Raw genomic sequence first — 17,846 nt, 5'->3', positions numbered from 1 at the left:
CCCGCTTTTCCTTTCAGGCGTTTCGAGTTCGCATCGCATCAGAATTCGAACCTTTCTCATTCAAATTCTGATACTTATTCGATCTATGGAACTCGAAACGCCCTAGGCGGCGCGATCAGCCTTGGAGGCTGATCCGTCCCCCACGATCCGGCCCAGGATCGCGGCGGTATCGACACCGTCCCCGTGCGGCACGAAGACCCGAAGCTGGAAGGCGATGATCTCCGTGAAGCACCCCATGGCCTTCAGCCCGTCGATCGTGCCCCGGTCGGCCCCGTCGATCTCGAGGCGGGCCGCGCCGGCGACCCGACGGCGGGTGAGCGTGAGACCCCGGCCCAGATCGACCGGCGCGGTGGACCCGAGCGCGGCCGTCAGCATCTCCTGCGGGGTTTTCGGTGTGCCGACCATGAACCGGGCTCTGAGCGCGGCGGCGCCATCCTCGCTGACGGTCCGGCCGATCATGCTTGCCTGCCCCTCCGGCGTGACGCGGTAGATGCGTTCGTTGCCCGAGGGAATGTCCTTCCAGATCGGCAAAAGGAGCCCGGTCAGCAGATAGAGCTTCGTCGTGGTCACCTTCGGCAGGCTGTGAGCCTCCTCGTCCCAGAGGCGGCGGAATTCGGGTGGTTCGATCTCCTCCCAGGCCGAACCTTCGAACCTCCCTTCCTCGACATAGATCGATCCAGTCGGCCGGGAGACCTTGCGCATGAGCGTGACGATCTCTTCGTCATAGATCTGCATGGGTCGGGCCGAGATCAGCGCCGCGCGCCCGGAGGTGCGATTGATCATCGGCAGCTTGTCGGAGTTCCGGTCCAAAACCTCATCGGCGGAGAGCACATGGACGGGGTCCGTCACCTCGAGTCCGATGATGCGTGTCACCGCCCCGGAGCGCGGACAGGTCCAGAGGTCTTCCGCCGAGACCTGTTCGATCATCTCGCCGCGCAGCGTCTCGACGCCGACATCGAGCGTGCCCGCGGCCCGCACCCGCTCGGTCTGATCGGCGATCCGGCTCATGAACTCGGCGAAGAGCGCGTTCTGCATGTGAATGGGCAGCGCCAACACACGGTTGAGGAAGCGCTGGATCGGCGGCAGCTCTTCCAGCAGCACGCCGTCCTGGTCGATCAGCCGCAAGGCGGTCCAGTCCGTGAACCGCTCGTAGCTCATCGCGCCGGCGCGCCCGGCGGCCAGATCGGCGTAGTAGCCGCGCAACGCCGCCCGCGCGATCGGACTTTCAAGATTGTCCTCCTCGCGGAACATGCCCTGCGAGCCGGTCTCGCGCTGGCCCTTGGTGAGCGCCCCCAGCTGATCGAGCCGCCGGGCGATCGTGGAGGTGAAGCGCTTCTCGCCATGAACATCCGAGGTGCAGACCCGGAAGAAGGGGGCACTGACCTGGGCCGAGCGATGCGTGCGGCCAAGCCCCTGGATTGCCGCGTCTGCCCGCCAGCCGGGCTCCAGCAGATAGTGCCGCCGCCGCTTCCGGTTCTTCGCGGTCTGGGCCGCGTGATAGGAGCGGCCCGTGCCGCCGGCGTCGGAGAAGATCAGGATGTCCTTCTCGCCATCCATGAAGGCCAACGTTTCCGAGGGATTGCTGCTGGCGGATCGCTTCTCGATGAAGAGCGCACCGTCCCGGGATTTCAGGGGACGGATGGAGCGCCCGGTCACCTCCGCCACGGCCTCGTCGCCAAAGGCCCAGAGTATCTGGTCGAGGGCCGCGGGAATCGGTGCGAGGGCCATCAGCGCCATCATCGCCGCATCGCGCAAGACCTCGGCCTCGCGCGACACGACCAGGGCGCCATTCGCATCCCTCAGCGGCTCGGCCACCATGTTTCCGTCGATCTCGACCAACTTCTGGGCATGGATCGGGAAGGCCTGTTCGAGGTAACTCAGCACGTAGTCGCGGGGGGTCAATGCGCCCTCCACGAGTTCGTCTTCGGGGTCCATCGCCTCGAGCCGCCGCTTCAGCAGGCTCTCGCCGGTGGAGACCACCTGGATGACGCAGGCATATCCATCCGCCACGTCTTCTTTGATGGCACGGATGACGGACGGGGCTTTCATGCCCATCAGGAGGTGGTTGAAGAACCGCTGCTTGGTGCTCTCGAAGCGCGACTTGGCCGAGGCCTTTGCGGCGGAGGCGTTGGTCTGACCGGAGGCATCGTTGACGCCGGTCGCGGTGAGCGCCGCCTCGAGATTGTGGTGGATCGTCCGGAAGGCGCCGGCATAGGCATCGTAGATTTCGATCTGGGCCGGGGTTAGCGCGTGTTCGAGCACGTCATACTCGACGCCATCGAAGCTGAGCGCCCGTGCCGTATAGAAGCCGAGCGTCTTCAGATCGCGCGCCACCACCTCCATCGCCGCCACCCCGCCGGCTTCCATCGCGGAGACGAAGCTCTCGCGGCTCGGGAAAGGATATTCCTTTCCCTGGCCCCAGAGACCGAGGCGGGAGGCATAGGCAAGATTGTGAACGCTGGTGGCGCCGGTCGCCGAGACATAGAAGACCCGGGCACGCGGGGCGGCGAGTTGCAGGCGCAGCCCGGCGAGACCCTGCTGGGAGGGCCTCACCCCCCTGCCCTCGTCGGACCCGGCGGCGTTCTGCATGGCATGGGCCTCGTCGAAGGCCAGCACGCCGTCGAACCCGTCGCCCATCCAGTCGAGGACCTGGCCGAGGCGGGTCGTCCCGCATTTACCCGCGGAGCGCAGCGTCGCATAGGTGACGAAGAGGATGCCGTCGCGCATGGCTATCTGCTGATCGGGTTTCCATTTGGAGAGCGGCTGGATGTCTGCGGGCGAACCGCCGAGGTCGGTCCAGTCGCGGATCGCGTCCTCGATGAGCGTGGCGGATTTGGAGATCCAGACAGCCTTCCGCCGCCCCGCGAGCCAGTTCACCAGGATAAGTCCGGCACATTCCCGCCCCTTGCCGCAGCCCGCGCCATCGCCGAGGAAATAGCCGAGGCGATAGGCCTGCGCCTCCGGATCGTCGTCGGCACGCGTCATCCGAGTCTGGTCCTCGTCGATGGTGAACCGGCCCGGCAGGTCGCGCGCGTGCGCGTCATTCGCCATCAGGATGGTCTCGAGCTGGGCCTCGGAGAGATGGCCCTCCTCGATCAGGCGGCCGGGCAGGCGCAGGCCGTCGACGGCCTCGCGCGACGGAGCCGGAGGGGCGACCGACGCCATGGCGATGCTCTCGACGAGTGGCGTGGGATGTTCCCGCGCGCCCGCGATTTCGATCCGCTGCGGGCGATAGCGGGCGTAGATGTCGGAGACGGGCGTGTTCTCGCGGGGCGTGGCGAGGCAGGTGAAGGCCAGCGGGATGGCGGCATGCGATTTGGGTTTGGCAGACGCCGCCTGGGCGATTGGGCGCTCGTGTGTAATAGGGAGACCGACCCGGCGCGACCCACGCCGTGCCTGTGCAGTGGCCTGGATAGTAGGAGTGGCGGGTCGGGTCGCGGCGACATCATCGACGATTTGCCGTGCCGCATCCAGATCATCGACAACCGCGCGGACGCATTCGACCTCCTCCTGCACCTTGTCGAAGACCATGATCCGGGTTTCGACGGTGGTGCCGAGTTTGCGGTAGACATGGCCCGGAATCGACAGTGCCAGCCGAGGCTTTGCGATGGCCGAGGCCCGTGCCCAATGCGCCGCATCCCGCTCCGGCGCGAAGCCCAGGGGCATGATCGCCACGAGACGCCCACCGGGAGCCAGGCGTTTGGCGGCCCCGATCAGATGCTTGGCAGCGATATGCTTGTCCCGCGACCGATCGACCGAGGAGGCGAAGGGCGGGTTCATCACAATGACGCCCGGAAGCTCAGGCACCGTCAGCAGGTCGTCGATATGCTCGGCGTCGAAGCCGGATATCTCGCCCCCGAACACCGCCTCGAGAACCGCCCGGCGGAAGGGATCGATCTCGTTGAGCAGGGGCTTGCCGCCCGCGAGAACCGCGAAAGCGGCCAGCGCGCCGGTGCCGGCCGAGGGCTCCAGCACGGTTTCGCCGGCACGGATGGCCGCGGCACGCGCAACCAGGGCCGCATAGGGCAGCGGCGTCGAAAATTGCTGGAGCCGGATCTGCTGCTCGGAGCGCCGCGTCTCCGTCAGGAGCCGCGTGGCAAGCATTTTGGCGGATGTGACGGCGTCCGGATCGCTGCCCTGCAAAACCTTCATCACGGCTGCGGCCTGCATCACGTCATAGGCGATGCGCCAGTCCCATGCGCCGCCCGCGTCGCTGCCTCCGAACGTCTCGCGCATGATGCGGGCTAGCGACGAGCTTCTGAGAGGCTGGTCTTCGATCTCCCTGGCGATCTGTGACAAGGCCTCCCGGAGGCGGGCTTGTGATGGGATCTCCGGTCCGTGCTTCGGTCTTTGATCGGCCATGTCGTCTGTCCTTCCAGTCAGGTTGCGGGTCTGACAGGACAGAAAGCCCCCTTTCCCCTTTCAGGAGGTGGAGGCGGCTTGACGTTCGGAATGTGGGCAGATCAGAGAGATTGGACCCCGGTCTGCCGCAAAGGGGGGCGAGACCGGCGCATCCGTTTTGCCGGCGTTCGGGAATCAGGTCCGGCGCGACAGCTTGAGTCTGCCTGCGGCGCGAAGGCGCTGCACCTCGCGCAGGATCGCGTCGGTGAAGGCCGGGCTGAACGATCCGCGCGGTGTCCGCTCTTCTAGCGTATATGACTTCTCGAGGATATCGGCGTTCAACTCGTCCAGGATGACCCAGAGTGGCACATCGCTATCGAGCCTGGCGCGGCGCGCCTCGGTCTCGGGTATCCCCAGGGCCGTCCGCCCCTCACCCGAAGCTTTGCTGGTGATCGGCGCGATGAACATGACGTGCTGACCCGCTTGGTTGGTGACGACGATCACCACGCAACTCGGCCGCTTCTTGCGACCTTCCGTCTCGCCGCGATCCGCCTGCCACTTCCAGAGATAGTGATAGTCGAAGACCTGCCCCGCGGCGGGGAAGTCAGCGGTCACGGAAATGTTCTTCGATGCCCTGGTCGAGAAGGCTTCCCAGCTCTTCAGGCATGTCGGCCACATCGAGAGCCACCTGCGACGCGCGACCGGCCGTCAGGGCCTGGAAGCGCTCCATCGACATGACTACGAAGCGCGGCTTACGGTGCTTCGTGATCGCGACCGGGGCGACGGTCGCCGCCTCGAAGAGATCGCCCGTGTTGCGGGTCAGATCCCCTGCTGCAAATTGCTTCATCCTGGCTCTCCACCGATTTTCTGTCTTAGCAAGAATATACAGAATTTCTTAATACTCCACAAGAGGCAGGATACGAGGGCACTATCTCAAGGGGGCGTATCGTCGGAGCCCCGCCCAGCGAAGAACTCCACCAGAACGGGGCTCGCGTCCCCCTTCGCGGAGCTGAGAAGCTCGGACCCGGCAAGCGAGGCTTTCGACAGGCGCACGAGCCCGCCGGTTTCCTCGATGCGGTAGCATCGGCGCTTTTTCCCTCCGCGCCGGTAATGGGTGGCGGTCACGATCTGGCAGGAGCTGCCGTCGGTCAGCGTCACTGGACTGGCGAGCCTGATCCTGTCACGCTCGTCATAGTCCGGGATCGCCGCCCAGTCCCGGCAACGCTGGCGCCAGGCATTGGCATAGCTGTCAGAGTCTTTCAGTTCCGACAGCAGGTTAAGAAGGCCGAGCGGTGCCCGCGACTCCACCGGCCCGGTGGCCTCCTCCATGTCCTTATAGCCCCAACAGCCATCGTCGTAGCGCGTCAGCAACACAGCCCCGAAGGTGATCGACCCGTCTTCATCGGTGACGTAGGTCGCATCCTCGACCGGCGAGCCGTCGACATTCGTGACCTTCGCTGCCGCATACCAGGTCGAGCCGACCTTGCAGGCCTTGAGCAACAATGTCTTGCGGGTATCGCTCTCGAAGGTGCAGAGCCGGGCGATCTCGGCCTTTTCGTCGGCGTAGGTTTTTACGCGGCGATCGGTGTAGAAGAGCCAGGCCACTATGCAGCCCTCCGGTCATCGAGTTCGATCAGCGCGTCGAGCGGCACCCGGTAGGGCAGCATCTCATCGAAATCCTCGCAATTGCCGCGGTTCTGGACGAGGGCATGGGTGTCCGTGGCATCCCGAAGGACCACCCGGAAGGTCCCGCCGAGGCCGGAGGGCACGTCATAGGTGCCGCCGATCAGGTAGTCGGCGGCGCGGCGCGCGAAGACGCGGATCGTGTGGCCATCAGTCGCCAGCCGGATGGTGTCATGGCCCCGATCGATGAGCATCTGAACGTCGTCGAGAATGTCGGTGTAGAACTGGCCGGTCAGATCGCGAAACGCCGCCTGCCGGGCCGCCATCCAGTCAACGTCCCGGAACGGGTCGATTCCGTCCGCGAAGGCGAAAGATGGATCGGCGCGTTCGGTGGTGACGATCCGGGTGGTCGTACCGTCGATCCCGTTGGAACGCAGATGGACGCCGTTGCCGACAATCAGGATCAGGGCGGGTTTGCCGACCGGCCCGTTCCAGTTGGGCAGGAAGATGGAGCAGCCACGCGCATGCGCGATCTGGGCCGCGACGCTTGCGGCGGTGAAGCTGAGAAGGGACATGGGAATTACCTGTATGTAAGAGGGAGGCGTGCGACCCGCGCCGGACGTGCGCCGCGGGCCGCCGGCAGGGTCAGGCCGCTTCTGCGACCTCTGTGTTGCCATCGGGCGTTGCGGTCTCAGGCGGCTCGGCCTCGAGGGCCTCGACCGGTTCAATCCCGGAGGTCTGCATCATCGGCGGGCACCAGGCCGCAACCGCCGACCGCTGCGTCTCCGTCAGGGTGGCGAAGGGTTCGGCGAAGAGCTTGTCGCAGAACTCGACGACTTGCTTCTTGGTCGAGGAGGCCAGGGTCACCGCCTCCTGCGCGAGCCCCAGCTCCTCGCCGAGGATTTTGAGGAGCCATGCCTTCTTGAACCGGTTGAAAAGCGCCGCGTTCGGCGTCCAGTGCGCGCGGATGTCCGGCATCACCTCGATCTCGAAATCATGCATCAGGCTGTCGCGCTGCCGGTCTCGCGCAAAACAGGCCTGCGTGGTCGCCGCCGTGGCGTAGGCCACGAGCTTTGCCTTCTCGCCCGCATCGAGCGCCCGAAACAAAGCGAACTGATCGGCGGGGGATTTCGCATCATCCGCCCAGGAGAGATCGAGCGCGTCATGCGCTGCGGCCACCTGTTCGAGCGAGGTGCCATCGATCTCGTCCATCTTGGCGTGCGTGCGATAGTCCTGGCGCGCATCGACCTTGATCGCCTGGGTGACACCCATGCCATGGCCCAACACGTCGGTGACCAGCTTGAAAAGCGTGAGGTCGAGCGTGGCTTCCGGGTGCATGGCCATGGCCGCACCAAGCGCCATCGCCCGCTCGGTCTTCAAGTCATCGGTCAGCGAGGCGGGATAGGTGATTTCGCCCGAGTCCGCGGCGCCCGGGTCCTTTGATGTGCCGGACGCCTTACCGGCGTTTTCGGCCCTGTCTTCGGGACGCACCATCCCGACATGCAGGGAGATCTTGCCCTGCGCCCAGGTGGCGATCACCCCGGATCGCGCGAGATCCTCGGCGCTGTAGGCCTCCTGCAGATCCCGTGCCTCGGCCTCCAACTCATCCACACGTTCGTAGAGTTCACTGTAGGCTTCGTCTTCGAGCTCCTCGTTCTCCATCTCATGTTCGAGTTTCTCGAGTTCGGCGGTAATCGCGTCCAAGCGCTTCGAACCCTCTTCGTCGGGCTCGACCGGACCGGGATAGACCCGGCCGTAGTCCGCCATGGCGGCATAGTCATACTGGATCACCGCATCGGCCCAGGCAAAGCCGATCTCGGCGCGGGCTTCTTCAGCAGCAGCGGCGAGTTTTTCGAGGAGGATCGTTTCGACCAGCGCGGAATCCTCGAGCACGGAATGCTCGTCCAGGAGATCGGTTGCGATGGCGCCACCCCGCGCCTCGTAGTCTTTCCGCACGAAGGCACCGATATCGTCGCTGACCTGAACACCACGGGACTTCAGCGCGTTGCGGACGCTATAGGCATGGACATGGTTGTCCTCCTTGGTCAGCGCCTCGAAGACCTCGCGCTGCACCTCCTGGCTCGTATGGTCCGCGAAGGCTTTCATCACATCGAGGGTGATCGACTTGACCCGCGCCGCGGCGCGGATGTCGGGGTGGATGAGCCCATAGCGCAGCCGGCCTTTCACGGCAGCCACCGTGGTGCCGAAGGTCTTGGCGATGGTCTCGGGCGTCTGGCCGTCGACCTCCATCATCCGCGCGAAGGCTTCGAACTCGTCGATGGCATTCATCGGCGCCTGTGTGATGTTCTCCGCGAGCGACAGCGCGGTGGTCAGGTCGCAATCGTCCGGGACCAGACGGCAGTCGATCTTAGTGCTCTTGGTGAAGCCCTTGGCGGCCTTGTCCGCGACCAGCTCCAGGAGCGCCGCGTGGCGACGGCCGCCGGCGAGGACGCCGAACCCGGCCGAGAGCTTCTGGACGAGCAGCGGCTGCAGCAGCCCCAGCACCGCAATGCTGGCCTTCAGATGCGCGATGTTCTCGGAGGCATAGCTCTCCGGAGACCTGTTCCGCACATTGGCGGGATGGGCGACGAGATCGCCGATGGCGACAAAGATGGGTTCAAGCGCTTGGGTCATGAGATGTCCTTCTCTGGGTTCTGCGCCACCCGGACTTCCCGGGCGGCCTGACCGATCCCCGGATCCGGGAACCAACAGGACAAAAGGCCCGCATTCCCTTTCGAAGGGTCAGCGGGCCTGTCGATGTTGAAGTGGGCTGGGCGCTCAACCCTACCAGTCGTGCGCCATCATGATGGTCAGCACACGCATGGTGGTTTCAGGATTGTCGGGCGCCTCCGCGCCATAGCGGAAGTCAGAGTCGGCCTCGTAGAGATCCACTTTCCAGAACACGGTCTCGCCGCGGATCGTGACCGCCCCGAAATCGTGCCAGCCCTCGGGATCGTTCTCAGGCTCGAAGGTCTCAAACTCCCCGGTAGCTTTCACCGCGTCGGCCATGAAGCCGTCGCCGGCCTCCATCAAGGAGCGGGTGACATGCATGCGCCCCTGGATCGGTTGATCCGGCGACACCCCGAGGCAGGCAAGCCTCCGGAAGGCGTCGTTCTGCGCGGCGATGGCGGCGGCGTCGGGCGGGGAGAATTCGGCGGGTTCGGGGTTACTCATGGGTTTGTCCTTTCCGGATGGGTTAAAACCGCCAGACCCAAAGCCTGCTTTCCCTTTCTCGGACGATTTCGGTGGCGACGTGTTCTGCCTTATGCGGCCTGCTCCTCCTGCCCCGCCGCCGACGCCGCGACGAGGTAGTCGCAGGCGCGCTGCGCGTCCGCCGCATGTTTGAAGATCGCCCGCTTGTCCGATCGGAGCACGCGCAACCAGTTGTCGAGATAGGCCGCGTTCTGCTCCAGCGTATGCGCGGAAAACCCGAGCTTCTGCCCCAGGAACACCGCGCAGAGCTCGGCCACGATCTCTTCCCGCGCGTATGCTGTGTTCCCAAACCGCGCCTCGCCGTAGCTGCGGTTCAATCGGTGCCGGGGTTTCGTCCAATGACCCAGCTCGTGCCCCCAGACGGCGTAGAAATTGAGCGGGTTCTCGAACAGCTCGATCCGCGGCATGTAGATCTTGTCGAGCGTCGGGACATAGCAGGCCTCGGGGCCGGAGAAGCTGACACTTGCACCGATCGCTTCAAAAAAGGCCTGCATGTGGGGAATTGGCGCGCGTTCGGGATACTCTTTCGGATCAACTGGCGCCGGATAGTAGCGAGCATCCAGACCCTCAATCTGATCCGCATTGAAGACACGGTAGGACTTCATGAAGGGGATCGTCTTGGAATCCTCGGTGTCCATTTCGTCGTCGTGTGCGTCTTCATGACGTCCGCGCTCGGCGGTGCCGTAGTAGACGACGACCGACGCCTTCGAGCCTTTGATGACCTTTGCGTCAAGCTCATTCGCCTGCCTGAGGGTCATCCAATAGGGCGAGGTATACCCGGCCACCATTGTCCGCATGGTCAGCAGGAAGTTGTTGATGCCCTGGTAAGGCTCGCCGTTCTGCCGCAGTGGCACGGAACTGCCGCCGACGGTCCAGGGTTTGCGCCAGGGCAGCACGCCCCGGTCGATGATCTCGATGAGTTCGTTCGTGATCGACGCGGCCGCGTCGAATTTCGGCTTGGGCTTGGCCATGGGTAGTCTCCGATATCTGGGGGAACGCACGGCAGCCGTGCGCGGATCGGAGGTCTTTCTTGGGAAGAAGTGCTGGTCGCTGGCAGTTCCCGTCTTGGACACTGCCAGACCCCTTTCCCGCCTTCTCCGGATCCGTCAGGACCAAAGGCCAGCTTTCACTTTTTCAAGTCAGAGACCTCGGCTCTGTCGACCTGCGTCCGACGGAAGACCGGATAACCGGTGGCGGGCGGGCCCAAGATCGCGAAGACGGGAATTGGTAGGACGTGTCCTGTGGCGCATCGAACTCCCTGTTGGCCATTTTTGACGGTCTATCGCGGTATGATTTTTCGGAGCAAGACGCGGCCCATGACCCATCTCGCGGCGTGGCTGTCTGTGGGCTTCGGCACGCAACCGCTTACCCTATGGCGACTCTAATTTTGGACTAGCCGGCCAATCCCCTGACTTCGGGGCCACTCAACATCACCGTATCCGACATCCCGAAGCCCGAACACGCAGGGCCCACAGCGACTGCGCCAAGCCATTAACGCTCGCCAGCTCCGGAGCCGTCGCGAGACCCGGTAAGCGCCATCAAAACCGGTCCCCGGGCAGGGTTCTGGAACAGGATCCGCATCTGACGGACTGCGCGGCCCTACCGGACAGCCCGAGGACCGGTGAATTGGCGGTATCCGTCGACGGAAGAGCAGAAGAGACGTTCTTGAAACCGCTGGCTAGGACATCGCCGGCTTGATCGCGCTGATGGCATAGCGGTGTTCCGAGCGGCGCAGGAGCGACTTGCGCCAACCAAGTTGGGCGGCCTGCGCCCGGTGGATCGGGGCCAGCCGCATGTCGGTGGTGATCCGGTCGAAACCGGCGGCTTGAAGCATTTCGGCAACGGCTTCTGCGCGAGCCCCGTTGTTGAAATGTACGCGGGCGAGAATGTCGCGATGACGGACGTCATGGGAAGTCGCCGCGCCGTTTGGATTCTGCAACACCAGACGCTGAAGCATCCGGCCAAGCCAGCCCCGCGACACGAAATCGCCGTCCACCAGCAACAACGTCCCGCCGGGCCGCAACACGCGGAACCACTCGGCAAAGGCAGCGGCGGGGTCGACAAGGGTCCAGACCAGGTGCCGTGTCACGATCACGTCCATTCTTGCGTCAGGCAGCATCGTGCGCTCGGCATCGGCTTGCAGAAAGGTCACTCCGGGCAATTTCGAACGGGCCCGCGCCAGCATCGGTTCCGCCCAGTCGAGCCCCGTGACCTGGAAGCCGAGCCGCTGGCAGAGCCGCGAGATTTCGCCGGTGCCCGAGGCCAGGTCCAACAGAGCGCGCCCGTCGGCATCGCCGAGGTGACGCCGAAACAGTGCCTCCCAGGCAGCCATTTCCGCGCCGTCGTCGATGCGGTGGCCAGGGTCGTTATCGAACGTTGCCGCGCGATCGGACCAGTAGTCACGGATCTCGTCTCGCAGATCACGGTTGCTAATGCTCATGGTTCGGACTCCCGCCTTTTCGGCTCGGATTGGCTTTGTTGAAGGAATTTGTCAACTTTATAATTGACTATAGTAGTCAGGAATAATACGCCGCCTCAGTAGACCCTCGCCAAGGAGAATATCATGTTCTTTCGTTCCCTGCTCTGCGCCTCCACGCTGAGCCTCTTCGCAGCGAGCCTCGTGCAAGCCGATCCCGTAACCCTGACTGACATCGCGGGTCGAGAAGTCACGGTCGAGACCCCGGTCGAGCGCGTGATCCTCGGCGAGGGACGACAGATCTTCTTTGCCGCCGTTCTGGACAGGGAAAACCCGTTCGAGCGGGTGGTTGGCTGGCGCGACGACTTCCGCCAGGCTTCGCCCGAAAGCTACGAGATTTACGCCAAGAAGTTCCCGCAACTGGCGGGCATCCCGACCTTCGGCGGCTTCAAGGACGGCTCGTTCGACATCGAGCAGGCCGTGTCGCTGAACCCCAACGTGCTGATCATGAACCTCGAGTCCAAGGCCGCTACCGAAGAGGCGGGGTACGAGGAGAAACTGGCCAAGGTCGGCATTCCCATCGTCTATGTCGACTTCCGCGAAAAGCCTTTCGAAAACACTTCGCGGTCGATGGAACTCATCGGTCAGCTTTTCGGCGAAGAGGAAAAGGCCGAGGAATTCAACAGCTTCTACAAGGAGCAGATCGGCCGCGTCACTGACGTGATCGAGGCGCAGGCCAACCTGCAGCGTCCGCTGGTCTTCGTGGAGCGGGCCGGAGGCTATTCCGAAGACTGCTGCATGTCCTTCGGCGATGGCAACTTCGGCCGTTTCGTGGAATTGGCCGGCGGGACCAACATGGGAACCGCATTCATTCCCGGCACCTTCGGCACCGTAAATGCCGAACAGGTCATCGCCTCGGATCCCGACCAGATCGTCGTGACCGGAGGCAATTGGGAAGCCTATGTACCCGGCGGAGCCTGGGTCGGCATGGGCCCGGGGTCGGACGTAACCGAGGCGAAACGCAAACTGGTCGCGCTGACCGAACGGCCCGCGTTCACCGGCGTAAAGGCAGTCGAGACCGGCCAGGTCCATGCCATCTGGCACCAGTTCTACAACTCACCCTACAGCATTGTCGCAGTTCAGAAGCTGGCGACTTGGCTGCACCCCGATCTTTTCCCCGACCTCGATCCCGAAGCGACGCTGAAGGAGCTTCACGTGCGCTTCCTGCCGGTGGACTACCATCCCGGCTATTGGGTCTCGCTGGGCGACGCGACGACCAACTGAGCGATCACAAAAGAACCGGGCGGGCCATGACGGACCGCCTTCCCCTGCCGGAGAGGCCATGACCAGCGTTGAAATTCACGCCCCTGAAACCGCGAGCGCGCAAAGCTATCGCGGGCTCGTGGCCAGGCGGATCGCGATTCTTGCCGGCCTGACGGCGGCGCTGGTCGTTTCAGTGGCCATGGACGTGTCGCTGGGGCCCGCGCGCTATGCGGTCTGGGATGTGCTGAAGACGCTGTTCGCGCCGGGAACCGCCGACGTGCAGATGCGCGTGGTGGTCTGGGACATCCGCATGCCCATGGCGCTTCTGGCGATCACGGTAGGGGCAAGCCTGTCTCTGGCCGGCGCGCAGATGCAGACGGTCCTGGCGAACCCGCTGGCGAGCCCCTTCACGCTGGGCCTGTCGGCGGCGGCGAGTTTCGGGGCGGCGCTGGCCATGGTTCTGGGCGTGGCCCTGTTTCCGGCAGCGATCACGCTGATGGTACCAATCAACGCCTTTGCCATGGCGATGGCCGCGTCGCTGCTGATCTTCGGGTTGAGCACCCTGCGCGGGGTGACGGTGGAAACCATCGTGCTGCTGGGGATCGCACTGGTCTTTTCGTTCAACGCGGCGCTTGCGCTGCTGCAATACTTCGCCTCCGAACAGGCGCTTTCGGCGGTGGTCTTCTGGACCATGGGCAGCCTGACCAAGGCGACCTGGGGCAAGGTCGCCATAACCGCCGTCATCCTCGCGATATGCACGCCGCTCTTCGCCCGCCGTGCCTGGGCCCTGACGGCGATCCGCTTGGGCGAGGTCCGTGCCTCGGCCATGGGCGTGCCGGTGAAACGGCTCCGCCTCGAGGCATTGGTGCTGGTCTCGGTCCTGGCAGCGGTTCCGGTATCCTTCGTCGGCACGATCGGGTTCATCGGCATCGTTGGGCCGCATGTCGCCCGACTCTTGCTGGGCGAAGATCAGCGTTTCTTCCTGCCTGGCGCGATGCTGTCGGGAGCCGTGATCCTGTCGGCGACCTCGGTGCTGTCCAAGGCGATCCTGCCTGGCGCCGTCCTGCCGATCGGGATCATCACCGCATTGGTCGGCGTTCCCTTCTTCGCTGCACTCATCCTCACCAAGGGCCGCAAGTCATGGTGAGCCTGAGCCTGGACAACATCGGCGCGCGGTATGGACGGCGCGAAATCCTGTCGGGCGCTTCGGCTGAGCTGCAAGGTGGCGGGTTGACGGCGCTCGTGGGTGCGAATGCCGCCGGCAAGTCCACTCTGTTCCGCCGCATCGCCGGGCATCTGCGCGGCGCCGGCCGCATCCAGCTTCACGGCGTTGCCCGCCACGAGATGCGCTACATGCCACAGGACACCGGCATGAACGCGGCGCTGACAGTTTACGAGTCGATCATTCTGGCGCTGAAGCAGGGCAACGGCGGCTGGCGTCTGTCGGCCGAAGAACTGCGCGCCGTGGACGGAATTCTCGTCCGCTTCAACATCACTCACCTTGCCGACCAGCAATTGCACGAGCTGTCGGGCGGGCAACGGCAAGCGGTGTCAATCTCCCAGACGCTGGTGAGCCGTCCGAAGATCGTGTTGATGGACGAACCGACCTCGGCGCTCGACCTTAATCGCCAATACGAAGTGCTCGAGACCCTTCGGCTTTATTCCGAGGAAACCGGCGCCGTGATGGTCCTGGCCCTGCACGAAATCAACCAGGTGATGCGCTGCTGCACTGCCACGTTGGCCCTGGGCGAAGGACGGATCCTCGCCTCGGGACCAACGCTCGAAGTGCTGACACCTGCCCTGATCCGCCGCCTTTACGGTATCGACAGCCGCGTTGAAAGGTGTTCGCGGGGATGCCCCGTGATGATCGTCGACGGACCCGTCGGCCAAGCTGCCGCAGAATAATTCCCGGCCCCCACCGAGCCAGGCATCCCGAAGCCGTGCGATGCGGATTGGATTCTATCCGACAAATCAGTCGTGGCCAAAGGCAGTGCATATTCACGCAAGGTCCGGATGAACCTGCTTCAACCTTCGGATGCCGCACTCTGGTACCGCAATTATTGTTGGGTCTGAGAAAAGATAAGGTGGGGCCACTATCTTGAGCGGTTTTGCCGTAGGCTTTCCGCTCCCGACCGACCCGAACGAACCACCTCAACACAGATCTCGCGACCCTGCAATCCCTGAAGCAACGGGCATGATCCCGGACGGAATCTTCATACACAATCAATTCAGAGCGTGATAAGTTGATGCCATGAACAAGAACACCGCACTCAAAAGATCAGCGACCACAGGACGCTTCACGACCAAGCCGCTGGGCAAGGGCAAGGCCGCGAAGTTTGCCAAGGTTGAGGGTGTTACGACCAGTTCAAAATCGGCCATGACACTCAAGTCTTATTCTGATCGCGGGCTCACAGGCGATGCACTTCGTTCGGCGATTACCGGCTCCTTTACGACGAAAAAAGGAAAATGAGCCGGTACGACGTCTCCGAAGATCCACTCTGTTATCCCGGCACTGGCGTTCTTCGAAACAAGGCAGACCTGAAAGATCAAGATGAACTTGATCAATTCGAGCAACTTATGTTCCTGACCAGGTCCGAAGAGCCTTTGCCGGAAGGCGCGCTCGACTATGCTCACTACCGGGCGATCCACCACCATTTCTTCCAAGACGTCTACAGCTGGGCCGGACAGCCCCGACAAATTCGCACAGCCAAGGGCGGAAATTGGTTTTGCTATCCAGAGTACATCGACACCGAGATGAACCGGGTTTTTCGCGAACTCAGCGAAGAGAACCACCTAGCCGACACGACCAGTTTGCAGGACTTCGCCCTACGTGCCGCCCACTACATCGCCGAAATAAACGCCGTCCATCCGTTCCGAGAGGGGAATGGGCGTTGCCAACTTACTTTACTCGATATCCTCATGCAGGTCGCGGGGCTTGAGATGATCGAGGATAATATTGATGAAGAAGAGTTCATGCAGGCAATGATAGCGAGCTTTGCAGGGGACGAAAGCCCACTTGTGGACGCAATCATTAAGATGGCAGACTGACAGCGGCCAGCGCTGGCATCAAAGGCACGGCGCATATTTGAACAACCTCTGTGTCCATCATATCGCGATCTCTGGCACTCCGGCTGCCGTGAGGAGTTGGTAGAGCTCAGCGACGTTGTTTCGTTGGCCGCGTTGTTGGCAAAAAGCGAATATAGCGCGTTGCTTCGCACGGGACAGGGCGACAAAAAAAGCGGCAACGCCTTCGGGGTCGCCGGGGGTATGGGCCCACCAGGCTCGGTCGTCGAGGCCCAAGAAAATTATCGTGTCGAATTCGAGCCCCTTGCTCTTATGGACTGTCATCATCGGGATCTGATTGACCCCCTCGAACGCGTCCAAGCATGCAGTCCAATTCGGCGCACCGTCGACAGATGCAAATAAATGAATACAAAACGCTTCAAGTATGATCTTGAGCAGATCGCCAACGCCATACTCTGGATACGTGCGAGAGATCGCATCGAGGTCCAGGTAGTCGAATATCCGTGTGATGAAGTCGAGGGCGCTTTGCTTCGATGGGGCAGTTGCCGCCATGTCGGTGCGCAATGTAGCGAGAAATGCGGTGAGTTCAGCCTCGACTCTGGTTGCGCGCGCGTCTTCATGGTTTCCAACGGCACGTAGTGCCAAGACAGACGTCGCGACCAGTTGCCAAGCAGCCGGTGCACGGCGGGTCGCGCCAAGCCGAAAGATAGAGATCGCAAGGCGGGTCAACTCGTCGGAAAGCAAATCCTGAAGAGAGGTTTTCCCAAGTGCATGGCTCTCATTGCGGATCTGCAGGCCATGAGCCGCAAAAGCTCCCGCGACTTCTTGCTCGTATTCATCGGATTTCTGCTTCACGAGGAGGGCGTAGTCGCGCGGCGCTCGGCCGCGTGAGACCATATCGTTGGCGATCCATTGAGCCAGGTGGGCAGCTTCCGCCTCCTTGGTCTGGCTGGTCCAAACCTGAGCCACGTCGCCATCGACTTGGCAGACAGTTTGAGCGACCGTTGGTGCAGCATCCGGATCCAGCGCGCGCGCGACAACGTACTGGATAGCGACCAAGTCGGGCGAGGAACGGAAGTTAAAGAGGAGGGGAAAGCGGGCGCCTCCGAAATCGGTCTGCAACCGCTGAAAAGCGTCATGGCGTGCGCCAGCGAAGACCATGATCCGCTGCTTGTCGTCACCGACGCCAGTGACGACAGTCTGTCCACCATGGAAGGCCGACAACAGAAAGTCGTATTGCGCGTAGGTGGTGTCTTGGAATTCATCGACAAACACGAAGGGATATGTGGCGACAAGTGCCCGACGGATGTAGGGATTGGCACGGAGCAGCAGCTCCGCGAGCCGATTGATGCCAACGAATGTGAGCGAAGAGGTTTGCCCAGGCCTTAATTGCGCTGCCCACCAGCGGGCGACGGCGAATTCAGCGGCATTTTGAGGCGCGATGGGCCCCATTGGCAGGCGATAACTACCAACGACCTTGGGTTCAAAGTTGCTTGGGCCATAGCCAGCGATTTCCGAATGCCATTCTGGCGGTGCATGGAGTCGGGCGGTGGTGAGGAAGCCCTCAATCGCCTTGTGCTTTGGAAAGGCGATTTCATAAGGCCGGGTCGGGCGCCAGTCCGCCGGGATAGCGTTGAGAAAGCGATCCACCAGACTCTTGGTGAAAGCATCAAAAGTGACCGACACGAACCGGTTGGCAAACTCTGGTGGGCACCTTTGGCGGACACGCGCCGCGAGATTGTTAGCCGCATCTGTTTTGAAGGAAATCGCCAGCACGCGATGCGGTGCGCGGCAGAGGCCCGTCTCAAGCAGATAGTCGGCGCGTTGTGCCAGAAATTCGGTCTTGCCAGCGCCAGGACCAGCGACGACGCAAGCCGAGCCTTCGTGACGCAAGGCATTCCATGCCTCTGGTTCGAGATCATCAATGCCACTGGGGCGCCAGTCTTCTGGTCGAATAAGGCGCATG

At 63.0% G+C, this 17,846-nt stretch carries 15 protein-coding genes; 5 read left to right on the top strand and 10 right to left on the bottom strand.

Annotation, left to right across the window (positions count from 1 at the left end):
• Positions 1-102: 102 nt before the first annotated feature.
• The 9 genes from ACFO5X_RS19285 to ACFO5X_RS19245 form a co-directional block, all read right to left on the bottom strand.
• Positions 103-4,362: a strawberry notch-like NTP hydrolase domain-containing protein gene (locus tag ACFO5X_RS19285; RefSeq protein WP_380719982.1), complete on the bottom strand. Its 4,260-nt coding sequence runs from the start codon at positions 4,360-4,362 to the stop codon at positions 103-105.
• A gap of 174 nt (positions 4,363-4,536) precedes the next feature.
• Positions 4,537-4,956 (bottom strand): hypothetical protein, encoded by a 420-nt coding sequence (locus tag ACFO5X_RS19280; RefSeq protein ID WP_380719980.1) that lies wholly within the window; start codon positions 4,954-4,956, stop codon positions 4,537-4,539.
• Positions 4,946-5,188, bottom strand: coding sequence for a type II toxin-antitoxin system prevent-host-death family antitoxin (locus tag ACFO5X_RS19275; RefSeq protein ID WP_380719977.1), 243 nt, complete (start codon positions 5,186-5,188; stop codon positions 4,946-4,948). The genes ACFO5X_RS19280 and ACFO5X_RS19275 overlap by 11 nt, the downstream gene beginning before the upstream one ends.
• An 86-nt stretch (positions 5,189-5,274) precedes the next feature.
• Complete coding sequence (locus tag ACFO5X_RS19270) at positions 5,275-5,946, bottom strand: DUF6927 domain-containing protein (protein ID WP_380719975.1); 672 nt, start codon at positions 5,944-5,946, stop codon at positions 5,275-5,277.
• On the bottom strand, positions 5,946-6,539 hold the full coding sequence (locus ACFO5X_RS19265; protein ID WP_380719973.1) for a regulator: 594 nt from the start codon (positions 6,537-6,539) through the stop codon (positions 5,946-5,948). The genes ACFO5X_RS19270 and ACFO5X_RS19265 overlap by 1 nt, the downstream gene beginning before the upstream one ends.
• Before the next feature lie 70 nt (positions 6,540-6,609).
• Positions 6,610-8,598 (bottom strand): ParB/RepB/Spo0J family partition protein, encoded by a 1,989-nt coding sequence (locus ACFO5X_RS19260; protein WP_380719971.1) that lies wholly within the window; start codon positions 8,596-8,598, stop codon positions 6,610-6,612.
• 150 nt (positions 8,599-8,748) lie between these two features.
• Positions 8,749-9,138, bottom strand: a complete 390-nt coding sequence (locus tag ACFO5X_RS19255; protein ID WP_380719969.1) for a DUF3768 domain-containing protein — start codon at positions 9,136-9,138, stop codon at positions 8,749-8,751.
• 89 nt (positions 9,139-9,227) lie between these two features.
• Positions 9,228-10,148, bottom strand: a complete 921-nt coding sequence (locus tag ACFO5X_RS19250; protein ID WP_380719967.1) for an ArdC family protein — start codon at positions 10,146-10,148, stop codon at positions 9,228-9,230.
• 707 nt (positions 10,149-10,855) lie between these two features.
• Positions 10,856-11,617 (bottom strand): class I SAM-dependent methyltransferase, encoded by a 762-nt coding sequence (locus ACFO5X_RS19245; protein ID WP_380719965.1) that lies wholly within the window; start codon positions 11,615-11,617, stop codon positions 10,856-10,858.
• A 123-nt stretch (positions 11,618-11,740) separates the two neighbouring features.
• Between ACFO5X_RS19245 and ACFO5X_RS19240 the strand changes: the two genes are divergently transcribed.
• The 5 genes from ACFO5X_RS19240 (at position 11,741) to ACFO5X_RS19220 (ending at position 15,904) form a co-directional block, all read left to right on the top strand.
• Positions 11,741-12,877: an ABC transporter substrate-binding protein gene (locus tag ACFO5X_RS19240; RefSeq protein ID WP_380719963.1), complete on the top strand. Its 1,137-nt coding sequence runs from the start codon at positions 11,741-11,743 to the stop codon at positions 12,875-12,877.
• A 58-nt stretch (positions 12,878-12,935) separates the two neighbouring features.
• A complete protein-coding gene (locus ACFO5X_RS19235; RefSeq protein ID WP_380719961.1) occupies positions 12,936-14,003 on the top strand; it encodes a FecCD family ABC transporter permease in 1,068 nt (355 codons plus the stop codon).
• Positions 13,997-14,761: an ABC transporter ATP-binding protein gene (locus tag ACFO5X_RS19230; RefSeq protein WP_380719959.1), complete on the top strand. Its 765-nt coding sequence runs from the start codon at positions 13,997-13,999 to the stop codon at positions 14,759-14,761. Before ACFO5X_RS19235 ends, ACFO5X_RS19230 begins: the two co-directional genes overlap by 7 nt.
• Positions 14,762-15,107: 346 nt before the next feature.
• Positions 15,108-15,326, top strand: coding sequence for a hypothetical protein (locus tag ACFO5X_RS19225; RefSeq protein WP_380719957.1), 219 nt, complete (start codon positions 15,108-15,110; stop codon positions 15,324-15,326).
• A complete protein-coding gene (locus ACFO5X_RS19220; protein WP_380719954.1) occupies positions 15,323-15,904 on the top strand; it encodes a Fic/DOC family protein in 582 nt (193 codons plus the stop codon). Before ACFO5X_RS19225 ends, ACFO5X_RS19220 begins: the two co-directional genes overlap by 4 nt.
• Before the next feature lie 57 nt (positions 15,905-15,961).
• On the opposite strand, the gene ACFO5X_RS19215 is transcribed toward ACFO5X_RS19220, so the two are convergent.
• The gene (locus tag ACFO5X_RS19215) at positions 15,962-17,845 is read right to left on the bottom strand and encodes a UvrD-helicase domain-containing protein (RefSeq protein ID WP_380719952.1); all 1,884 of its coding nucleotides are present in this window, start codon (positions 17,843-17,845) and stop codon (positions 15,962-15,964) included.
• Between the last annotated feature and the right edge of the window lies 1 nt (position 17,846).

The sequence above is a fragment of the Seohaeicola nanhaiensis genome (assembly GCF_042654245.1).
In the GTDB taxonomy this organism is placed as follows: domain Bacteria; phylum Pseudomonadota; class Alphaproteobacteria; order Rhodobacterales; family Rhodobacteraceae; genus Seohaeicola_A; species Seohaeicola_A nanhaiensis.
This window is presented reverse-complemented; position numbering and strand designations above follow the sequence as displayed.